The sequence below is a fragment of the Francisella persica ATCC VR-331 genome (assembly GCF_001653955.1).
Classification (GTDB): Bacteria; Pseudomonadota; Gammaproteobacteria; order Francisellales; family Francisellaceae; genus Francisella; species Francisella persica.
Genome location: NZ_CP013022.1, coordinates 839,982 through 859,708, shown reverse-complemented (window position 1 = coordinate 859,708; position 19,727 = coordinate 839,982). Strand labels below are relative to the sequence as shown.

Below are 19,727 nucleotides of genomic sequence, written 5' to 3'. Positions count from 1 at the left end.
TATAGTCTCTTTTTGTTAATTTATTTTTTCTAATTTTAAGAACTCTAGATCTTTTTTACGCAGTGAAAATGAGCCACAATTAGTTTCAAAAGCTATTGGTCCACCTAAGATTGATTTGTTTGTCACAGTCATTTGCTGGCCTTCCATCACGCCCATTGCGATTATTTTATCTTTGAATGCAGTCGGACAATTTGTGTGAAAACCTCTAACAATAAATTTATCATTTTTGTTATAAGTCATAATAAAACCCTATATATTTACATAACTATTAATTATAATCTTATCTATTATAACATTAACATATTAAACACTTACCAAGTTTAATAAATTTATTGAAAAATAATACTTATGAAAGATCTATCAAGACTTGATATTACAAAAAAAATAGCCAAAGACAACTCACAAAATCCTCAACAATACAAAAATACTAAGAAAAAAAAGATTTTAATAGTCTTAATTGTATGTCTTTTAGTTGTAGCTGTAGCATCTAAACTTACAAATAAGCATTTAAAGAAGGTAAAAGCTGAACAAGAAAAAGCCAAAATAGAACTACAAGCAGAAAAAAACCAAACATCAAAAATACTAGATAATAAACAAAGTTCAAAAGCAACTAGTGATCAATCAGCTTATTTAACTGCTAAAGAAAATGGTTCAAATGATAAAATGGTGTTTACATTTTATAACAATCTCAAACATAATAGTGTTGAGGTAGATGTAGTACCAGAAACGCAAAGAGCACAATATAAATACACTTATATCTATCAAATTGCCTCTTTCAGAAATATGGATGAAGCCACTTGGTATGTCAAAAAAATGAAAGAAGATGGTCTTAACCCTCAATTTGAACATGTAGGCAACTGGATTAGAATGTACATAGGTCCTTATGACAGTAAGCGAGCAATGGCTCCGGATATCATCAAGCTACAAAGAATTGGCCTAAATGGTGGTTTCCCTCGTGAAATTAGTCGCACCAAAATAGAGCCTAAAGATAACAATAAAGATTATAACTCAAATATAAATCACTTAACTAAAAGAAAACTGTTGATTTAATAAATAAAAACTTTATATAAGTTGGCTGAGTTTGTCGAAGTATTCAGTACTCTTTATACAATCAAACCAATAGTCTTAAAAATTATTTTTTAATTCTCTTAATTTGACAAACATTTCTCTACCTAAACTATAATCATTTAAGACTTTCAAAAGCGTCTTATCTGTTATCGCCCTGATAAAAATATTTAATTTAGCCTCTTCAGCTAAATTAACCACTGGTTTATCCTCAGCAGCTAGCTCAGCAACCAGATTTCTATAATAATTAAAATAACTATCATCAGTAAGGATACTTAATGCAAAATCGAGATTATCAAGCCAGTAATCATGAGCAGGATATGGCTTAATATCACCATCTAGCTTAGTAATTTTTACTAACGAGTCATATAATTGATTTACATCCGCTGATTCAGCTTGGGTACCACCGACCCCAGCATTAAATAATGTATCACCACAGAAAAGAGCACGCTCTTGCTCAAATAAAAAACATACATGATCATCTATATGGCCAGGCGTATAGATAACCCTAAAGCTAGTAAAACCAAGATTTATAAAACTTCCATCCTTGACATAAATATCTGGCTTAAATAACTCATTTTCAGTATATGCATAGACTTTTGCATTTGGATATAATGTCAATAATTTTTTAACTCCGGCAATATGATCACCATGTTTGTGTGTAATCAATATAGCCTCAAGCTGTAATTTATTCTGTGCAATAAATTCGACAAAGATATTAAACTTTAAAGGATCTGCAACAATAGCATGACTCTTATTATATAAGAGATACTGATAGTTTCTTAAGCTATTATTTAAAAACCACCTTTTAATTTGCATACTGATAACCTCTCTAGTTATTGGCATAAACTAATCTTGCTACTGATAAGTCTAAGCCTGATACTTCACCATTTTTTATAAAAAACTTACATAGCGTATGAGAGTATTTTTCTAATTCTGCAGTAGATAAGAAGTCCTTAATATATATCTCAATATAATCATAAATCATCTTAAAACAGTAATTATCAGATTTAAGCATCGCAAAATCTAACAAAGTAAGAATACTGTTATAATCATGATTTGCTCTATCAAGTACCTTATAACAAAGTCTGCTAATTGGCATATTAAAGGCATTGATATAAAGCTTAAGCATTTCAGCAGATATATTTAAACTTGCTAATTGTTTCTTTGCAAACTTCTCTGCACTAACCATTTCACCGAATTTAATCAGTTGTTCTAAATACACTCTACTTAGAGACTTGGTAGTATCAGATTTATTATAAATATCTGCTAGCTTATTAACATCTTTTGCTGCTGTTAAAGCTAGGATTATAAGTTTTTCCTCAAGATCCTCTTTTAAGTAGGCATCATACTTTTCTAGAATCTTTAACGCAAAATCATCATCACCATCTGCTAAGGCAATATAACCAGCAAGATTGACAATATTAGGCCTAAATCTTGGGTAATTTTTTTCTAGCATTACAGCTATTTTTGCTCGAGCTTCACTAAATTTCTGCACTAGATAAAGCTTGTATACTTCGAAAAACTTATATGTAAAGGTTTTGGAATCAATATGCTTAAGAGCTTTTTCTAATTCTTTGATGCCTTGAGTAGCTGCAATTACATTTATTTTCCTAAAGAGAACATAATCTTTAAAGTGTTTAGGAGTCAATCTCAAGATATGACCAATACTAAACTTTTTAATCAGTCTATTATTCTCTAAAGCCATATCCGCAACAATATCAACAAACTTCTCCTGCTTATCTACACTAAATAATCCTATAATCCAGCTAAATAACAAATATGGAAACCTAAAAGCTGATCTAAAGATTCTAACACCAAGGATTAACATAAAAAGTACTATAAAAGCTATAAATACAAACGTAACTAGGTTCATTTTGATAGTTTTATCTGCTAAAACCAGCATGATATAACCATGATATTTAGTCGCCCATATTCCAACTAAAGTAGCTAAAGCAACAGCTATTACAAGTTTAAAAACTTTTATCATTTTCACTTCCTTCTGATATTAGTTTTATTTAAATTTGATTGTTGAGCTATAAGTTGATTTTGTTGCTTTGATAACTGACTAATAAGCTTATCAATACTAGTATAAAAGCTATCAAGATTTTTAGCCTTAATACTTTGTATAGCATTTTCAAGTTTTTTAGCATTATCATTTTGGACAAAATATTTTTTAACAATATCAACAAGATTATTTTTAGCCTGATCTATAGCATCTTGATTGTTAATATACATAGCATTTTGTAGTGAAATCAAAGATCTGTATAAACTATCAGTAACAAACTCTTTAGCCTGTATAGTTGCCACTAGATTTTGATTTTTTGGTATATCTTGAATTTCAACAATAGCGCTTAAAAGCTTGATATATTTATTTTGTGAATCTTGTGACTTAACTGTAGTGGAGATATTTTCTGGCGTTAAATACTCAAGTTTAGAAAACTGCTGCTCAATTGAGATAAATTCTTTTAAAGTATTATCTCTTGATGAGTATTGCTCTAAAGCACTATTTATATTCTGACACTCACTGAAACTTACAGTTGCCACCCTACTAACTTGTATTTTATCACAGGCGCTATCTACTAACTCAGATGCTTTTTGAGACTCTCCATCAAAAATCATCACATCTTTAGCTAAAATTAAATAATTTATAGCTGATTGAATATTTATCACACTCATTTGCATATAGAAATCTTTTGCAGGAATAGCCATTTGATTATTAATAGTTGTGAGTTGCAATTGAAGAGCCTTAACACTCTGTGTCAGGGTATCATTTTGTGCATTTAAGTCGTCCGAGATATTTTTTTGCTGGTCTTGAGTTGATTTGATTGCTTTAAACTGTTTATCAAGGGCTGTATACGCCTGAAAATTAGCATTAGAATTTTTAGACTGAGATATCGAGTTAATAAGCGCATAGCTAGACATAGCTAACGCTACTATAGATATTACTAGAGTAATCTTAGCAAATGCTCCTATTGAAGATTTATTATTTGCTACTATTGTTTTTTGAGCTAATTTATCTTGAGTGCTATTTTGTTGCTGGTTGTTTTTTTCTACTAACATACTTTTGCCCTGTAAATTCTAATAATCCTTTGACAGATATAATTATTATCTATTTTTTCAAGTTTTAAGGTGTGTTTAAAGCCTTGTTGATTAACAAATTTTAGCATCTTTGGGCTTGTTATGGTAATTGTTGCAGCCTTTGGAGTAGTTATTTTTTCAAAAACTCTATTTAGTGATTTAAAAACATCAAGACTTGTAACAATAATGATATTCGGCTGCTGATACAAAAAAACTTTATTATAAGCATCTATCAATTCATCAAGATCTACAAAAACTCGCGAATATGTCTCAAATTTATGACAATCTGTCAACTTAGATAACTCTTCAAGCAAAAGATCATTACCAGAAACTCCTGAAATAATTGCAAACTTATCTGTTGAAATATCATCCTTTAATATAATATTCAAAAGCTCTTTTGAACCATGCCTAACTGGATATATAGCATCAAATCGATATTTTTTCAGCACGGCAGCAGTACTAGAACCGACACTATAGATTTTTTTGTTTTTAAACAAATCAGCAGGATATTGATCAAATAGACTTTCAACAGCATATTTACTAGTGAATATTAAACTGGTGTAGTCGTCAACAACATTATTAGTAATTTTTTGATAACAAATTTTGATAGTTGGTAAACTTACAGCTAAAAAACCATTTAGGCAGAGTTGCTCTGTTAAACTAATAGCATCATCCTGAGGTCGACAAACTAGTATTTTCATTTACTGATTTTTTTTAGCTGTAGCATATATATAATCAAGCATCGAGCTTAAGCCATTCGCACGCGTCGCACTTAAATTATTACCAAAACCTATTTGTTTGATAAAATCAGTATTTGAAGCTAATATTTCTGCAGGAGTAGCATTATTATAAACTCTTAAAAGCATTCCAATTAAACCAGTGACTATCAAAGCATCACTTGTGGCTATGAAGTTTAACTTACCTTGATCTATATTACTATCAAACCAAACCTGCGATTGGCAACCTTTGACTAAGTTTTCTTCAGTCTTTTTGTCCTCAGGAAATTCTGGTAGCTGCTTAGCTAATGAAATGACATAATCATACTTATCTTCCCAATTTTCAAAAAACGATAATTCTTCGACTAATTCTTGCTGTTTTTGAACAACTTGACTTTTCATAACTTTATTAAGTATTACTAGTAGTATTTTTTTGATTTAGAATATCTTACCATATACATATAAGTATATAAACTTGTTAAAAACTTAATATTAAGAGACAAAAAAATACTATTGATACTTGGTGAATATCATAATCTTTTAGGCAAGATTAAAAAATTGCTATTACAGAGAAAAAATTATAAAAAAATATAAAAACTAGTTGACAGTCTTAAAAATCACCCATATACTGTTCCACAAGTTCCCCGATAGCTCAGTCGGTAGAGCAGTTGACTGTTAATCAATTGGCCGGCGGTTCAAGTCCGTCTCGGGGAGCCATAAAAAAATTCATAAATAAAAAGTTTTACTTAGGGCTATTTGGTAGTTTATATTTTTCTCCTCCTTTCTTATCTATATAAATTTATGATTCTAAATAGCCCTAAGTGTGCTTACTTATATATTAAGATAAACTAGAATATAATCGCATTATCTAGAAACAATTAGTTTTAATAATATGGTACTACTAATATTCTCAATAATACTACTTAGCTTAATATTTATGATAACAGTAAAGTATAAAATAGCTAAAATACTCTTTTTTATATCACTAGGATTATTATTAGTGGTATTTATACCCCTTACACTATCAGATATATAAATATTCAAGTTTAAGGAGATCAATATAAAACAAGCTTAGTTATAGCTTTTTATTATAAGCTATTTCTTCAGGAATTACCTTTTGTATTATGTGTCTTTCAAAGAATGGCTTTAAGTTTACTAACTTTTAGCTTGTTACTAAACCTAACTCATGGTAATAGCTATAAGCACACTATCTGCTTATAATTTTTAGTTGCGTTGTTAAATGCAACTATAACAATTTTGTTCCAGGCACTGGAAATTATGGTGATGCGGTGTTTTCACTACATATGTATACTTAGAATTTCATAGTAAGTATTATTTTTATCTTATATGATCATAACATTAGCAAATACACTAAATGTATTGTTGAATACGGCCCACACTTAATGTCCATCTGATCCAAATAATTATTGGCTCTTTAATCACTAAAAAATTTATAAAATAATATTGATAAAAAAAATAATATGCGTATAATATTTCTCCTAGGTATAATTTCAATACTCAGCATTGAAAATTGTTATAGCAGTAGCCAAAAAGATGCATTTACTAGCTATAAAAAATGACTCTAGGTGGTACTCATTAGTTTTTCATATCTCCTTAACTTCATTCTATCTAGAGTCGTTTTTTATGTTTTATAATTATTTTTTGCTATAATTTAGCTCATATTTTTATTTTTAGCATTTACAAATCTCATGAAAGCAACACAAACTCTAATTGCTACGACAAAAGAACTTCCAAAAGAAGCGGTTCTAATTAGTCATCAATATATGCTTAAAGCTGGTCTTATAAAAAAACTAGCCTCTGGTATCTATACATGGATGCCACTAGGTCTCAAGGTACTCCAAAAAATTCAAGGCATCGTGCGTGCTGAGATGAATAAGGCTGGTGCTAGTGAGCTACTCTTACCAAGTGTACTACCTTCGAAGCTTTTACAAGAAACTCATCGCTGGGACAAATTTGGTCCAGAGCTTTTAAAATTACACGATAGACATAATAGAGATTTCTGTTATGGTCCAACACACGAAGAGCCAATTGTTGATATGGCTAGAGATACTATCAAAAGCTACAAACAATTACCTTTAAATCTCTACCAAATCCAGACCAAATTTAGAGACGAGATTCGCCCTCGTTTTGGTGTAATGCGAGCGCGTGAATTTATTATGAAAGATGCTTATTCATTTCATGAAAATAGTCAATGTTTACGCAATACTTACAATACCATGTACACAACCTATTGCAACATCCTTGATAAAATAGGCTTAGCTTATCGCCCTATTAAGGCTGACACTGGAGCTATAGGCGGTGATAACAGTCACGAGTTTCAAGTATTAGCAAATTCTGGTGAAGATATTATTTGTTATAGTAATGGTTCTGACTATGCTGCAAATATTGAGTTAGCTACTTATGCAAAACCTGATTTAAGTCAAAAAAAAAACTCTCAAAAGCCAATTACAATTATCCATACACCTAATATCAAAACCATTGATAAACTTTGTAATCAAATGAATTTTGATATCAAACAGACTGTTAAAACTATGGTTATCAAGGATGCTAAAGGTAACTTCTTTGCTTTAGTTATACGTGGTGATCATGAACTAAATGAAACTAAAATTAATAAGCTTGAGCAAATCGTTGCACCGTATAAATTAGCAACTAAAGAAGAGATTTTCTCACTATTTAATGCAAATCCTGGTTCACTTGGTATATATAACTGCCATATTGGTATAATTGCTGACTATAGTGCAGTTGCAATTACAGATCTAGTTTGTGGTGCTAATCAAGATAATTATCACTTTACAAATGTAAACTGGGATAGAGATGTAGCTAACTATCAAGTTGCTGACATTAGAAATGTAATATCTGGTGATATCTCCCCTGATGGTAAAGGAACTCTAGAGCTTACAAATGGTATTGAAGTTGGTCATATCTTTGAGCTTGATGATATTTACTCAAGACCCATGAATGCTAATATAATTGGTCAAGATGGTAAATGTAAACCTATGCTTATGGGTTGTTATGGTTTTGGTGTATCTCGGGTGATGGCTGCTGCGATTGAACAATCTCATGACGATAATGGAATCATATGGCCAGAAGCTATTGCTCCATACCAGGTTGCTGTATTACCTATCAACTACAACAAATCTGATAAGGTTAAAAAAGTAGCAGATAAAATTTATCAAGATTTGCTTGCAAATGGTATCGATGTCCTTTTAGATGATCGAGGTGCTAGACCTGGTGTGATGTTCGCCGATGCTGATTTAATAGGCTACTCTCATCATGTAGTAATCGGTGATAGGCTACTAGAACAAGGTTTAATTGAATACAAAAATCGTAAAACTCAAGAAAAACAGCAAATAACAATTGAAGAACTATTAAATATATTAGTTTAATTCTCTACCATAGACTTTATCAAAATCATAAAATTTAGCAAACGCATCATTATTATAAGTATTTTCATCTAAAGTAATGTCATCAATAAACATTATTTGACTATACTCTAGGAGCATTGGCAAAACTGGTTCGGAAACATTATTTCGTTGGTAATAAGTAACTAAAGTATTTCGATACTCTTCAAATCTATATATCATCAAATAAATACTTATCATTAAATAAAGCTGTATAGCTAGATATATTAAAAATAACCAGCTTAATTTCGTAAGCTGATGATTGAGCCTATTAACAATATAACTACTATGATTATAAAACTGTTGCATCATAGCTATAAAGAAAATAGCATCATATATTAACAAAACTCTTTGATTTAAATTATATGATTTTGAAACTGGTGTTAATACAAATATTGAGCAAATAATTGCTCCACCATAAATAAAAGACTTCGTTTTTGGAATATTTTTATTAGAAAATATTAAAATCAAAAAAATAAACATCAAAACTAAAAGGATTACTGTATCACTTGGTTTTGTTATAATTTCAATTATTAAATATATAATATTACCAAAAATAGTAGCATCAAACCTTCCAGATGATATAGTATCTAGTCTGACATAATTACCAGGAGCTAGTATTAAGATAACTCCTCCTAACGTACATGCTACAAAAAAGTATAAAATATTCTTATTTATAGTTTCTCGAGAAACTTTCTTATCTAAAAAATAAGCTAAAGATAAAATAATTGCCACACCCATGAATATTTCATTATATAAACCAATAAAGAAACCTACAAATAAACTAAAACAAATAGTTTGTTTGTTTTTTATTATTGATAGATAATAGAAAATAGTTAATAAAGTTATCCCCCAAAAATATTGTACTGCAGCGGTCTTCCATACAACATTAGCAATAAATCCTGTCTGATAAAAAATAAAAATAAAAAAGAATAAATATACTAAGAAATCTCTCGAAAATAATTGTACCATACTTCTAAAAGTTACTATCTTATATGAATACAAGATAAACAAATAAAAGCATACGGAATTTATTATATTGATCAAAAATACAGATAAATGAATATACTTCTTACTCAAGAATAAATAAATTAATGCTTGTGCAGACACACGCCCTGTCCAATGAATATAATTTGACGCAATACCTCGAATATACATAATGAAGCCCTTGCTAAGAGCATCCGTATAAGCTCTGCCAAAATCATCTGCTCTTAATGGCTGTAAATAATTTATGATAAAGAAAAAAGTTATTATTAAAATAGCTATTAATATATTTGTACATGTGATTTTCATAAGTAACATTAAACAAACAAGTTTCTAAGTAGCTTATATTATTTATAAACTTAAATTAAAGTACAAACAAAAATATAAAACTAAGCTAAAGATCTTTTATACTTTCAAATAATAGTTTAAGTTTAAAATATATAAAAATATTAAGCTATATGTTTTATTAATAAGTAAGAAAAATGTATTATAAAAATACGTTGTTTTTAAAATAAATAACTAATGATTAACATTAAATACAGAAAAGATATAGATGGTTTAAGAGCTTTTGCCGTTCTGTCTGTGATTTTCTTCCATTTTAATGTTAGCTGGATTAAATCTGGTTTTCTAGGTGTAGATATTTTCTTCGTAATTTCAGGATATCTTATTACATCAATAATAATTAGAGATTTACAAAACAACTCATTTTCTTTAAAAAACTTTTATATTAGAAGGATTAGAAGAATATTGCCTGCTTTAATTGTTGTTCTTAGTGTCTCAACATTTTTTGCATGGTTAATACTTCTACCTCAAGATTTAATAGACTATTGTGAATCACTTATAAGTGCTATTGTATCAATACCTAATATTTTCTTCTTTCTAAAACTTGATTTTGGATACTTTGGTCAGGACTCTCAGATAATTCCACTACTTAATACATGGTCTTTAGGTGCAGAGGAACAATTTTATATGATTTGGCCTTTAGTATTAATCTTATTATTTCATTTAAAATTTGCTACGAAAAAGAAACTTTTTATTATTTCATCAATCTTTTTAGTAATTTCTGCTACTATCTTCTTATCAGGAGAATTTAAACTATATGTTTTAAGCTCACAAAGATGGTATTACTTCCCGACTCATAGAGCATTTGAATTATTATTTGGAGGTTGTTTAGCTATTTTTCTAAATGACAACTTAAAAACATCTATAAACAACAAACTAGCTCTTAATATTCTTTCAATAATTGCTACTATAATGATGACAATACCTATATTTTTTATTAATGTCAGCTTTCCTAGCTTTTGGACTATAACCACATGTTTTGGAGCGACTCTTTATATCTACTGTAGTAATAATACCAACTTTACTCCTATCATAAGTAAAATACTTTGTTTAAAGCCTTTTGTTGCAATAGGAATAATTTCATATTCTCTATATTTATGGCATTGGCCTATTATTGCTTATATTAATTACCTAAGTATTGAAAAAACTAGCATTGTTTGCGCTATTATATTCATTATTAGTATCATACTTGCTTCTTTAACATACCTATTTATTGAAAAACCCTTTAGATATAAATATAAGTTTAGCTTTATTAAAAGTTTTATAGCATTATGGTTATTACCTTTAATATTAGCTTTTTGTTTTTACATTGCCTCAACAAATCATAAGTTTGGCTTTAATTCTTTAGATCTTTTTAACCAAAATAAGCTAACCTATAATTATGGCTTTGAAAAAATAGATCAAAACAACTGCTTTCTTATGATTCAATCTTTTAGCTTTAAATCAAAGCAACTCCCAAGTTTAAGCAAATGTTCAATTGGGAATACAAACTCTAAAAAAACTGACTTCCTTCTAGTTGGTGACTCGCATGCAAGATCAGAAATACCTATGTTAAGTACATGGCTTCAACATGCAAACCAGAAAGCTTATGTTGTAACACAAAAAACTACTCCTTTCTTACTTGATTTTCAAAATGTTGTCGAATATGTTTCTGTTACTGATAGAAACAAAGCTATATCACAATTAATAAAATCAAAAAAATACAAATATGTAATTCTTGCTGGTGCATGGTCTAACCCAATTTATTCAAACTCTATTAATTCATTAGGAGAATCTATAAGACTAATAATAGAAAATGGTAGTACACCAATACTAATTTTAGATACTCCAACACTCACTACTGACATGACGAACCTTTGTCCATTGGAGAAAATTAAACTACCGTTCTTGTTTAAATTACACTCATGCCAGCTAAGCATAAGTTTTGTAAAACAACAGAAAACTTCTTTTTTAAGTTTAGTAATGAAACTAAAAAAAGAATTTCCTCAGTTAATAGTTATAGATCCCCAAAAAGCAATATGTAATGATAAATACTGTGATATTGCAATAAATAATATACCTATATATGCAGATTCTAATCATCTTAATTATATTGGCTCAGAATTGTTAGGGGAAAAATATATGGAAAAGTATGGTAACCCATTTGAATTTGTTAAGTAATCAATATAATTTTTACATTAAATCAACATCAATTAATCTAACTTTTTCATACAAATTCTGTACATACTTATATTTTAATATTTATATACTTTAATTATCAGTACTTATTTCCAAAAGAAAATATGATTCAACAAAACCTTAAATATTGACACCATGCCATCTGTATATAGCAAATTTGCTTTGATAGCTTCTGAGCAATAAAACTGTAAATTTCACTAAAGGAGCTCCTGATTTTGATACTCAAAAAGATGTCCTAATTGAACATACACATTTTTTTACATGCAGCAAAGTAAAAATCCATACTCTCCAATTCCAGTGGATTGCTGCACTACGCAAAGCAATAGTACAAAAACTAAGCAATGCTAAGACATAGAATATAAATATTGATAATGTCACAATTACTGCAGGTACACAGTAAGGCTTGTTCTATATTAATTTCTGCTTATGTTGGTCAATGTAATGAAGTTATCATGTTGGATCCAATATTTGATACTTACACCGAAGTTACAAAATTTAATCAAGGTAAATGTGTTAGACTTAAACTACTACCAAATGGTAATATAGATACAAACGCTATTGTAAATGCTATTTACAAATCGTACTAAGCTTATAATCCTAAACTCTCCTCAATCCTATGGGAGCAATTCAAAGAAATCGCAAAGACCGTCAAAGATAAAGATCTACTTGTAATTTCTGATGAGGTTTATGAGCATATATATGCTGGAGAGAAATTTACAAGTGCTATACAAATATCGGAGCTACACCATAAGCTAGTAGTGTTTTAATCTTTTGGCAAAACTTATAATTTCACTAGCTGGCCACGCCAAGGTGTAACTATTTCACCTTCGCAAATGATAGAAAATATGCTAGCAATAAAGCAGTTTGCAACATTCTATGTGATATACCCAATGCAACTAGCCCTAGCTGATGGTATCTTAGAACATCCTGAATATTATAAAAATCTGCATAAACTCTACAAAAAGCAAAATCAGTTACTAAGATAGAACTTTAGAAGACTAAAGATTTAAAATCGTTGATTGGCAAGGCTCACATTTTCAAATTCTTGATTATCGTGAGATAAGCAATCAAGGTTATGATAAATATTGATAGTAAATCATAATTAAAGAGTACGTTATTTTATTACCCATATAATCACTTTTTAGGACTCCTCAAAATGGACAAAACTATGTTTTGCTAAAAAAGATAATGACACAATCAAAGGAGCTAAAATCTTAGCAAGTATCTAAATCTAGTCAGGCCACTATAAAATATCATACTGAATTTATTCAATATATTACTATCAGCAATATTTTTACTTAGATTGATTATTAGCTATACTAAGTAAGTTCAACATAACTTATATAGAGATATACATATTTAGAATAGATAGCCATAAGTAAACATAGTTAACTAAATTTGATTATAACAAGAAATTAAATTTTTCTAGTAATAGAATCATAGCTTAATAGAATGCTAAGTATTAGCCGTAGCGAATATTTCCTTCTATTATACTTACTAGAGCTGATGATCTAATTGAATTTCCTTGACTACTATATTTAATCAAAATTCTTGTAGTATTATCAGATAATTTCTTCATTGCTACTTTTAGTGAGTCAGTAGGATCACTATCGCTAGCAGAGTCTATCTCAGCATCAGTATCATTATTTTTGTTAACTAATATGTTATATGGATTACCTTTGTAATCAAATGTTTGACCATTTTGTATTGCTTGAAGAGCAGCATTATAAACTGTATCAAAATTATAGTTAAGGGTAGTGATGTAATAACCATTTTCATATTGAGTTCCTTTGTCATTAGCACAACCTGAAATAACAGCTAATGTTACAACCAAAAAAATTATATATATCTTTGTTTTTATTCCTTTCATAGTATTTTTTTATATATATTTTAACTAAATGCTATTATCTTATTGCCTTAATTATTTGTCAACATACCTTTACAGTAACATAAATTTACTTACAATAATTTTCTAAACTCTTTATAAAAATACATCGATCATCTTTTTATATAAGGATAATAACTATGTCAAAACTAAAAGTTAGTATAATCCAATCAGATATTATTTGGGATAATAAACAAGCCAACTAATGTAATCTAGAAAATACAATTGCAGATATTGACCGATATACTATGTTATGTGATGTATGTGGGATGTTTAATACTGGTTTTATAATGAATTAAACTAATGAAATAAGCACGCAATAAGACATCTTAATTGGATTACAATCAAGTAAAAGGCAAAACTATGTGATAGTCGGCAGTGCTTGCTACTTATAGTGATGATAAAATTTCAATCGACTCTATTATTTGTAACGCTTGATAAACAGGTTTATACATACAATAAAACCACCTCTGTCCCCATGCAGGCTAAGACAAAAAGTATACAGCAGGTAATAAACGTCAAATTATCAATTATAAATGTTTTAATATCCTTGTAATAGTCTGCTTTGATTTATATATTCCCAATCTTTAATTGCAATAATAACGATTATGATATCCTTATTAATGTCGCATGCTGGCCATAATCTCGCCATCAACATTGGTAAGCATTACTAAAAGCTCGAGCTATAGAAAACCAGCTTTTATCATAGTATGTAATAGAGTGGTAATTATCCTAATTTCAGTTATGCTGATAACAGCATGATTATTGATTATAATGTTGACGTATACTAGCTCATCAAGAATTAAAATAAGCAACCTTAAGAACGAATTTAGATAAAGATAAACAGTAAACAACATCTCAGTAAATTTAATTTTCTTGCATCTCAAGATAAATTTACTCTTCACCTCTAATACTTTTGGCTAGTTTTTGTAATACTGCATTAACAAACTTATAGCCTTCTTCAGTACCCATACTATAACATATACCAACATACTCTTTTATAATAACCTGATACGGGTTTTCAAGACACTCTATCAATTCTGCTATAGCTGCTTGTAAAACTGCATAATCGACATAATTAATTGACTCTATACCATTATTTGAGTTTTCTTGAATGTATTTGTTTATAGAGTCTTGATTTGACTTAACCGCATCCACAAGTCTATAAAAAAGATCCCAATCTGTAGAGTGTCTATCAGCATTATCAGCATAATACTGAGTCTTAAGCTCAGCAAATGTATTATTAGCAACTTTCTTTTGGTACAAAGCTTGTACAGTATATAAACGAGCATTATTTCGAGCTCTTACTGTAGTTTTCATAGGTCTTTATAATATAATTTCTTAACTGAGTCTTACAGACATTGAATTATACCATATTAGCAATAATATATATAGCTATTATGATTGATTAATTCATTTGAATGGCAAATTTTTTGATACCAATTATTAAATTCTGTAATAAAATACTACCCAAATAATATTGTTTAAAATAGATCGATGAAAAAGAATATCCAAATTATCATATTAGCGCTTATAGCGATAGTACTAGCAGCATGTAGCAATAATACAAATTCACAATAATTTCCAAACCTTATACACATCTGGTAATGTTTCTATAATTTTTTTAAAAGGTGAAATTACTAAAGAGTAAGTAATACAAGCTTTGGGCACACCGGATATTGTGACACAAAATGCAGAAAGTGATTCAGTTTGGACATATCAAACAAACACAACTATTGAGAATATTTCACAAAATGAAGAATTATTAACTCTTATCCTTGCTGACAGTTCTCAGCAAAATTGCAATCACAAAAAACATGACAATTAATTATATTCAAAGGTGATGTAGTTTCTAATTAAAATCATTATCAACAAGTTCTAAAGATGGAGCTTAGAAATGTTAAAAAAAATCTTTAACCCTGTAATCTTGCTAATGATTATATTTTTATCTGGGTGCGCTACAAATCAAGCATCAAGCCTTACTCATCTGTAAATCCAGCTAATGCAAACAAAAGTATTTAATGTTGATAAGCAAGCTTACAGCTTTCAATGCAATGTAACATTTATACAAAACCTTGATTATATAATTCAGGATGCTAATTTTAGCACTGGAATAATTACTGCAAAGAGTACTCAAACTGCATTTTTTTGGGGAGATACTCAATATGCAGAGTTTACTGCCTTTATTCATACTATATAAACAATCTGATAAAATCTAGGTGGAGCTCTGATAAATACTTCTTCAGCAATACTTGATCCACAAGCATACAAAAATGCTTTTGCAAAAATCCAACAGCAAGTCTTTGTTGAAACTGGAATATATCCTGTATTAAGCCAACCAGTTCAAGAAGTCTTATAAAATAGTTTAGAAATTATTAATTATTAAAAAATTAGTTCTAAATTTTTAAATTTTAGCTAAAAAAGAGTCTACAGATGAGTAAATAGTGGCAATAAATTGATTTAAAAGATATGTCTAGTGAACAAATGGGAGTCAATCTGTGATAGATGCTGACTTTGTTGTTTAAACAAACTTAAAGATGATTAAACAGATGAAGTTTACTACACTAGAGTTAGTTGTAAACTTTCTTTATATTGACAAATGTCAATGAAACATGTATCAAAAGAAAACAGCTTACATGAGTGTGTAAATCTAACCTACAAACAACTAAAAATCATACTCACAAATGGTTGCCTAACAGCTGTAGCTATAAATTTTTATTTGAAGGTAAATATTTAACCTGACTGGCATCATCTAAATACTTGTTAAACTGAAGAAATGCACAAGCAGAAAAAATCAGTAAAGCATTTAGCTATTTCTTAATATGAATTATATGTCGATGAGTATTTAGAAGACTTTATAATAAAAATAGATAACTAAGTTAATATTTCTAGTATATAATTCGCTTACTCTATATTATTAGGCATAGTAATGTCTGATTTACTTGCTATTAATCCTTTCTATGAAAAAATAATTAATGATTATCTCAACAATGGTTTCTGCATCATTGATAACTGGCTAACAACTTATGAAACCAGTAAATTAAGACAACAGCTAGAAAAGCTTTATCAGGAAGATTATTTCAAAAAATCTGCTGTCGGTAATCGTTTAAATGAAAATCTCGAAAGATCAATACGAAATGATTTTATTTTTTGGCTAGACGAGACAAAATATGCGCAAGTATTTTTTGAAAAAATAAATAGCTTTATTGAGTATATTAATAAAACCTGCTTTGCTGGAATTGTTACTAAAGAGTTTCATTATGCTATTTATCCTCAAGGATCATTTTACAAAAAACACATTGATACTTTTCAAAACGATGATTGTCGCACCATATCAATAGTTTGCTACCTTAATAAAGATTGGCAAGATTGTTTTGGTGGACAACTAAAACTATACTTTAAAGATCAAACACTAGAGATATTTCCAACTGATGGCAAAATAATTCTTTTTGATAGTAAAAGTATTGAACATGAAGTCTTACCAGTACTTACCGAGAATAAAAGATTTAGTATTACGGGTTGGCTAAAAACTAATTAAATTAAATAAATTATTACACCTAATATCACTAAAATAATAGCGAATATTGTTTATAAAACTTTATAATTGAGACTTTTTTTTGACTTTAGTTGCTAAAAGCATCCCAATAGTACCACTAAACTACAAACATAGTCAAGATATACCAGTTCATAATAGTCTCATCATAATGAGATACAAATCAGATATATTGATACAACAAATATCACTAAAAAGCTCTTTAAATGGCAGTACTGTTATAAAAAACTAATGTAGGCACGATTTAAAACCGTCACCAACGCAAAAAAACCAGTTAATGTACCAATAAAACACCACCTAATTAAAATAATGCTACTATAAATCTTGGACCTATATTCTTACAAACTGATTTCTCTGATCCTAACATTACTTACATTTTTATTAAGTTCCAAACACATATAAAAATCATAAGTATCGAAAAGCTTAATATTAATAGTTTATCTGACAAACCTTGAGAGATATAACTACCTATTGGTGTAAAAATAACCCATGTAATAATCATTATAGCCGCCGCTATTTAGTGTGTATATCATACTGCTTATAATTTACTACAAGACTAAAAATTGCTTAAAACCAACCACAAGCAAAGATATTGTAAAACAGCGCTATGAAAATCTAAACACCATAGTAAGTAAAAGAACTGCTAAAATTGAGCCGCCGCCTGTCAGTCCTAGTGCAATTACACAAATAAAGCCAAAAATTATCAAAAACATTTTATTCTTCCTTACCACATTTTAAATTTGCTAGAACTTGCAATATCTATATAGTTTGGCAGTGGCAGCTTTAAATAAGCCATTAACCTAGCGTACTCATCTAGTGATTTAGGCCTTTAATCTTAGATTATTTTTGTCTCTCTTCCGCAACATTACTACAGTTATACCATATAGTCATGACCAGGACAAATAATTGTACTACCTGGAAGTCATTATCTTATTAATAATGCTATCATATGCTGCATACGAGCCATCATATGACCTAGAGCATATAAAGCTTTTAGTTGATAGTTACCAAACTCTAGGATATCTCCATCAAATACTTTTTATACTTTTTTTGGTTGCATACCCTTCACCACCGACAGTAACATGCGCTCAGCGCGAACATAAGTTCTATTACGTAGACCAGTTTAAGGTCTAGCTTTTTTAGCAGCTAAGATACATTAATCATTACTGCTTATCTAGTGCTAAAGTATAAGTATCTCTGTTGATTAGTTGTCTGAAAATCATAATTCTCCTTAGTATGTAACCACCACATTACTTTAAAATACTTTTTTGATTTAGTAAAGGATTTTTTTACCTGTCATACGCTCAATAGTATCAATTATGATCTTAACATTATTAAATGTTAAGATCATAATTATAGCCACTGGCAATATTATATGCATTGTAGCCGTGTTGTTGTAGCATTAAAACGACATTATATGATCTCTCTCCATGTTTTACAATGCACATATACAGGCTTATTTTATCAAATTCTGATAGTCTAGTTCTTATTTCAGACAAAGATATGTTACATTTTGTTAGCATACCTCGACGAGTTTCGCTACTCTCTCTTACTCTTACATCGATAATTTGTGCACTTTGTGCTAATAATTCTTCAACTTGGGTAAAAGCAACTTGCTTAAAATCACCTTTAAGCAAGTTATTGGCAACATAACATGCATGGTTGACTATGTCTTTACTATTTAAGCACCTAGTGCATAGTATACTAAAAATCTTGTAAATCCTCAACTTTCATCCCTGCTTTGATAGCTGTAGCAAATACATCTGCTCTTTTATCAACAATTTCTCTAACTATAACTCGTGCTCCTAGCAGCTTACCTATATTTTTCTCAAATAATATTTTTGTAAAAGCATTTACTGCATTTGGCATAATGCTGACTCTATCAAATGGTGCAGTATAAGCGACCTTATAGTCAATATCTAAGTTATAAAACTTAATCCAAGCCTTGTTTAGACCTGTTGCAGCACTAGTATATTATAATAATAGATGAGTAATATAGCCTTTTTATTTACTATTATGGCTATTGATATGATCTGCTATCAGATGACCTGTTAGCAGGACCTGTCAAAGGCGAGTTAAAATCATAAGCTGTAAGAGCATTTTTAACCAAAATAGCATCACCAGCAGCATAAATATTTTTATCAAATGTTTGATAATTATTATTTATAATAATATGATCAGTTTAAATCAATACCTACTTATAGCTAAAAACAGCCAAATTTGTTTTTATCTCTTTACAAGACTCAAATAAGACTTTATCAGATTCAAAGCAGACAACTTTTTCACCAAGTAATAGCAATACCATTATCTAGTAGCTCTTTCTCTAAAAAATTTGCCATTCATAATCAAAAGGGTCGCATAATCTGATTAGCCATCGGGATATCCATAGTTCTTAGTACATTTATTTGGTTTGCTATTGTTGTTTAAGCTTAGACAAGTATTTTTTAAAAAATATTTTAAAGATATAAATTTACTTCAGCTATTTTTATCACTATTTTTGT

At 29.2% G+C, this 19,727-nt stretch carries 12 protein-coding genes, 1 tRNA gene and 9 pseudogenes; 10 read left to right on the top strand and 12 right to left on the bottom strand.

Going from position 1 to position 19,727, the window contains the following annotated elements; all coding sequences use genetic code 11:
• Window positions 1-15: 15 nt before the first annotated feature.
• Entirely contained in the window at window positions 16-240 is a 225-nt protein-coding gene (locus FSC845_RS03920) for a FeoA domain-containing protein (protein ID WP_064460813.1), read from the bottom strand.
• Between the two features lie 108 nt (window positions 241-348).
• Between FSC845_RS03920 and FSC845_RS03915 the strand changes: the two genes are divergently transcribed.
• Window positions 349-1,050 carry an SPOR domain-containing protein gene (locus FSC845_RS03915; protein WP_064460812.1) on the top strand — a complete coding sequence of 234 codons (702 nt, stop codon included), beginning with the start codon at window positions 349-351 and terminating at the stop codon, window positions 1,048-1,050.
• Window positions 1,051-1,125: 75 nt separating this feature from the next.
• Here the strand turns inward: FSC845_RS03915 and FSC845_RS03910 are convergent, their stop codons facing one another.
• The 5 genes and pseudogenes from FSC845_RS03910 to FSC845_RS03890 all read right to left on the bottom strand — a co-directional run bounded on the left by FSC845_RS03910 (window position 1,126) and on the right by FSC845_RS03890 (window position 5,264).
• A complete protein-coding gene (locus FSC845_RS03910; protein ID WP_064461726.1) occupies window positions 1,126-1,884 on the bottom strand; it encodes a hydroxyacylglutathione hydrolase in 759 nt (252 codons plus the stop codon).
• A 13-nt stretch (window positions 1,885-1,897) separates the two neighbouring features.
• Window positions 1,898-3,055, bottom strand: coding sequence for a hypothetical protein (locus FSC845_RS03905; RefSeq protein WP_064460811.1), 1,158 nt, complete (start codon window positions 3,053-3,055; stop codon window positions 1,898-1,900).
• A 2-nt stretch (window positions 3,056-3,057) separates the two neighbouring features.
• Window positions 3,058-4,128, bottom strand: coding sequence for a hypothetical protein (locus tag FSC845_RS03900; RefSeq protein ID WP_064460810.1), 1,071 nt, complete (start codon window positions 4,126-4,128; stop codon window positions 3,058-3,060).
• A pseudogene (locus FSC845_RS03895) lies at window positions 4,094-4,847 on the bottom strand (uroporphyrinogen-III synthase). Before FSC845_RS03895 ends, FSC845_RS03900 begins: the two are co-directional and overlap by 35 nt.
• Complete coding sequence (locus tag FSC845_RS03890) at window positions 4,848-5,264, bottom strand: SufE family protein (RefSeq protein ID WP_064460809.1); 417 nt, start codon at window positions 5,262-5,264, stop codon at window positions 4,848-4,850.
• 239 nt (window positions 5,265-5,503) lie between these two features.
• Here FSC845_RS03890 and FSC845_RS03885 point away from each other — a divergent pair.
• The 3 genes and pseudogenes from FSC845_RS03885 to FSC845_RS03880 all read left to right on the top strand — a co-directional run bounded on the left by FSC845_RS03885 (window position 5,504) and on the right by FSC845_RS03880 (window position 8,269).
• A tRNA-Asn gene (locus FSC845_RS03885) sits at window positions 5,504-5,579 on the top strand.
• Between the two features lie 354 nt (window positions 5,580-5,933).
• A pseudogene (locus tag FSC845_RS08835) lies at window positions 5,934-6,308 on the top strand (disulfide bond formation protein B); the annotation flags it as partial.
• Window positions 6,309-6,571: 263 nt separating this feature from the next.
• Window positions 6,572-8,269 carry a proline--tRNA ligase gene (locus FSC845_RS03880; protein WP_068594362.1) on the top strand — a complete coding sequence of 566 codons (1,698 nt, stop codon included), beginning with the start codon at window positions 6,572-6,574 and terminating at the stop codon, window positions 8,267-8,269.
• Here FSC845_RS03880 and FSC845_RS03875 read toward each other — a convergent pair.
• Complete coding sequence (locus FSC845_RS03875; protein WP_064461725.1) at window positions 8,261-9,577, bottom strand: DUF6056 family protein; 1,317 nt, start codon at window positions 9,575-9,577, stop codon at window positions 8,261-8,263. The two genes, FSC845_RS03880 and FSC845_RS03875, sit on opposite strands and share 9 nt — an antisense overlap.
• A 213-nt stretch (window positions 9,578-9,790) precedes the next feature.
• On the opposite strand from FSC845_RS03875, the gene FSC845_RS03870 reads away from it, so the two are divergent.
• Entirely contained in the window at window positions 9,791-11,770 is a 1,980-nt protein-coding gene (locus FSC845_RS03870) for an acyltransferase family protein (protein WP_064460808.1), read from the top strand.
• A 153-nt stretch (window positions 11,771-11,923) separates the two neighbouring features.
• Window positions 11,924-13,017: pseudogene (locus FSC845_RS10050) on the top strand (aminotransferase class I/II-fold pyridoxal phosphate-dependent enzyme).
• A gap of 233 nt (window positions 13,018-13,250) precedes the next feature.
• Here the strand turns inward: FSC845_RS10050 and FSC845_RS03860 are convergent.
• Window positions 13,251-13,658 (bottom strand): DUF3568 family protein, encoded by a 408-nt coding sequence (locus FSC845_RS03860; protein WP_064460807.1) that lies wholly within the window; start codon window positions 13,656-13,658, stop codon window positions 13,251-13,253.
• A gap of 155 nt (window positions 13,659-13,813) precedes the next feature.
• On the opposite strand from FSC845_RS03860, the pseudogene FSC845_RS08820 reads away from it, so the two are divergent.
• Window positions 13,814-14,584 (top strand): annotated as a pseudogene (locus FSC845_RS08820) (nitrilase-related carbon-nitrogen hydrolase).
• Here the strand turns inward: FSC845_RS08820 and nusB are convergent.
• Window positions 14,568-14,993: a transcription antitermination factor NusB gene (gene nusB / locus FSC845_RS03855; RefSeq protein WP_064460806.1), complete on the bottom strand. Its 426-nt coding sequence runs from the start codon at window positions 14,991-14,993 to the stop codon at window positions 14,568-14,570. The pseudogene FSC845_RS08820 and the gene nusB overlap by 17 nt on opposite strands.
• 682 nt (window positions 14,994-15,675) lie before the next feature.
• On the opposite strand from nusB, the pseudogene FSC845_RS09650 reads away from it, so the two are divergent.
• The 3 genes and pseudogenes from FSC845_RS09650 (at window position 15,676) to FSC845_RS03840 (ending at window position 17,211) form a co-directional block, all read left to right on the top strand.
• Window positions 15,676-16,032 (top strand): annotated as a pseudogene (locus FSC845_RS09650) (hypothetical protein).
• 110 nt (window positions 16,033-16,142) lie between these two features.
• A pseudogene (locus FSC845_RS08810) lies at window positions 16,143-16,494 on the top strand (YcgN family cysteine cluster protein).
• Window positions 16,495-16,602: 108 nt separating this feature from the next.
• On the top strand, window positions 16,603-17,211 hold the full coding sequence (locus FSC845_RS03840) for a 2OG-Fe(II) oxygenase (protein WP_064460805.1): 609 nt from the start codon (window positions 16,603-16,605) through the stop codon (window positions 17,209-17,211).
• Window positions 17,212-17,261: 50 nt separating this feature from the next.
• On the opposite strand, the pseudogene FSC845_RS10045 reads toward FSC845_RS03840, so the two are convergent.
• The 3 pseudogenes from FSC845_RS10045 to FSC845_RS09640 form a co-directional block, all read right to left on the bottom strand.
• A pseudogene (locus FSC845_RS10045) lies at window positions 17,262-17,939 on the bottom strand (sulfite exporter TauE/SafE family protein).
• A 1-nt stretch (window position 17,940) separates the two neighbouring features.
• Window positions 17,941-18,449, bottom strand: a pseudogene (locus FSC845_RS09645) (MBL fold metallo-hydrolase).
• A gap of 50 nt (window positions 18,450-18,499) precedes the next feature.
• A pseudogene (locus tag FSC845_RS09640) lies at window positions 18,500-19,607 on the bottom strand (rhodanese-like domain-containing protein); the annotation flags it as partial.
• Between the last annotated feature and the right edge of the window lie 120 nt (window positions 19,608-19,727).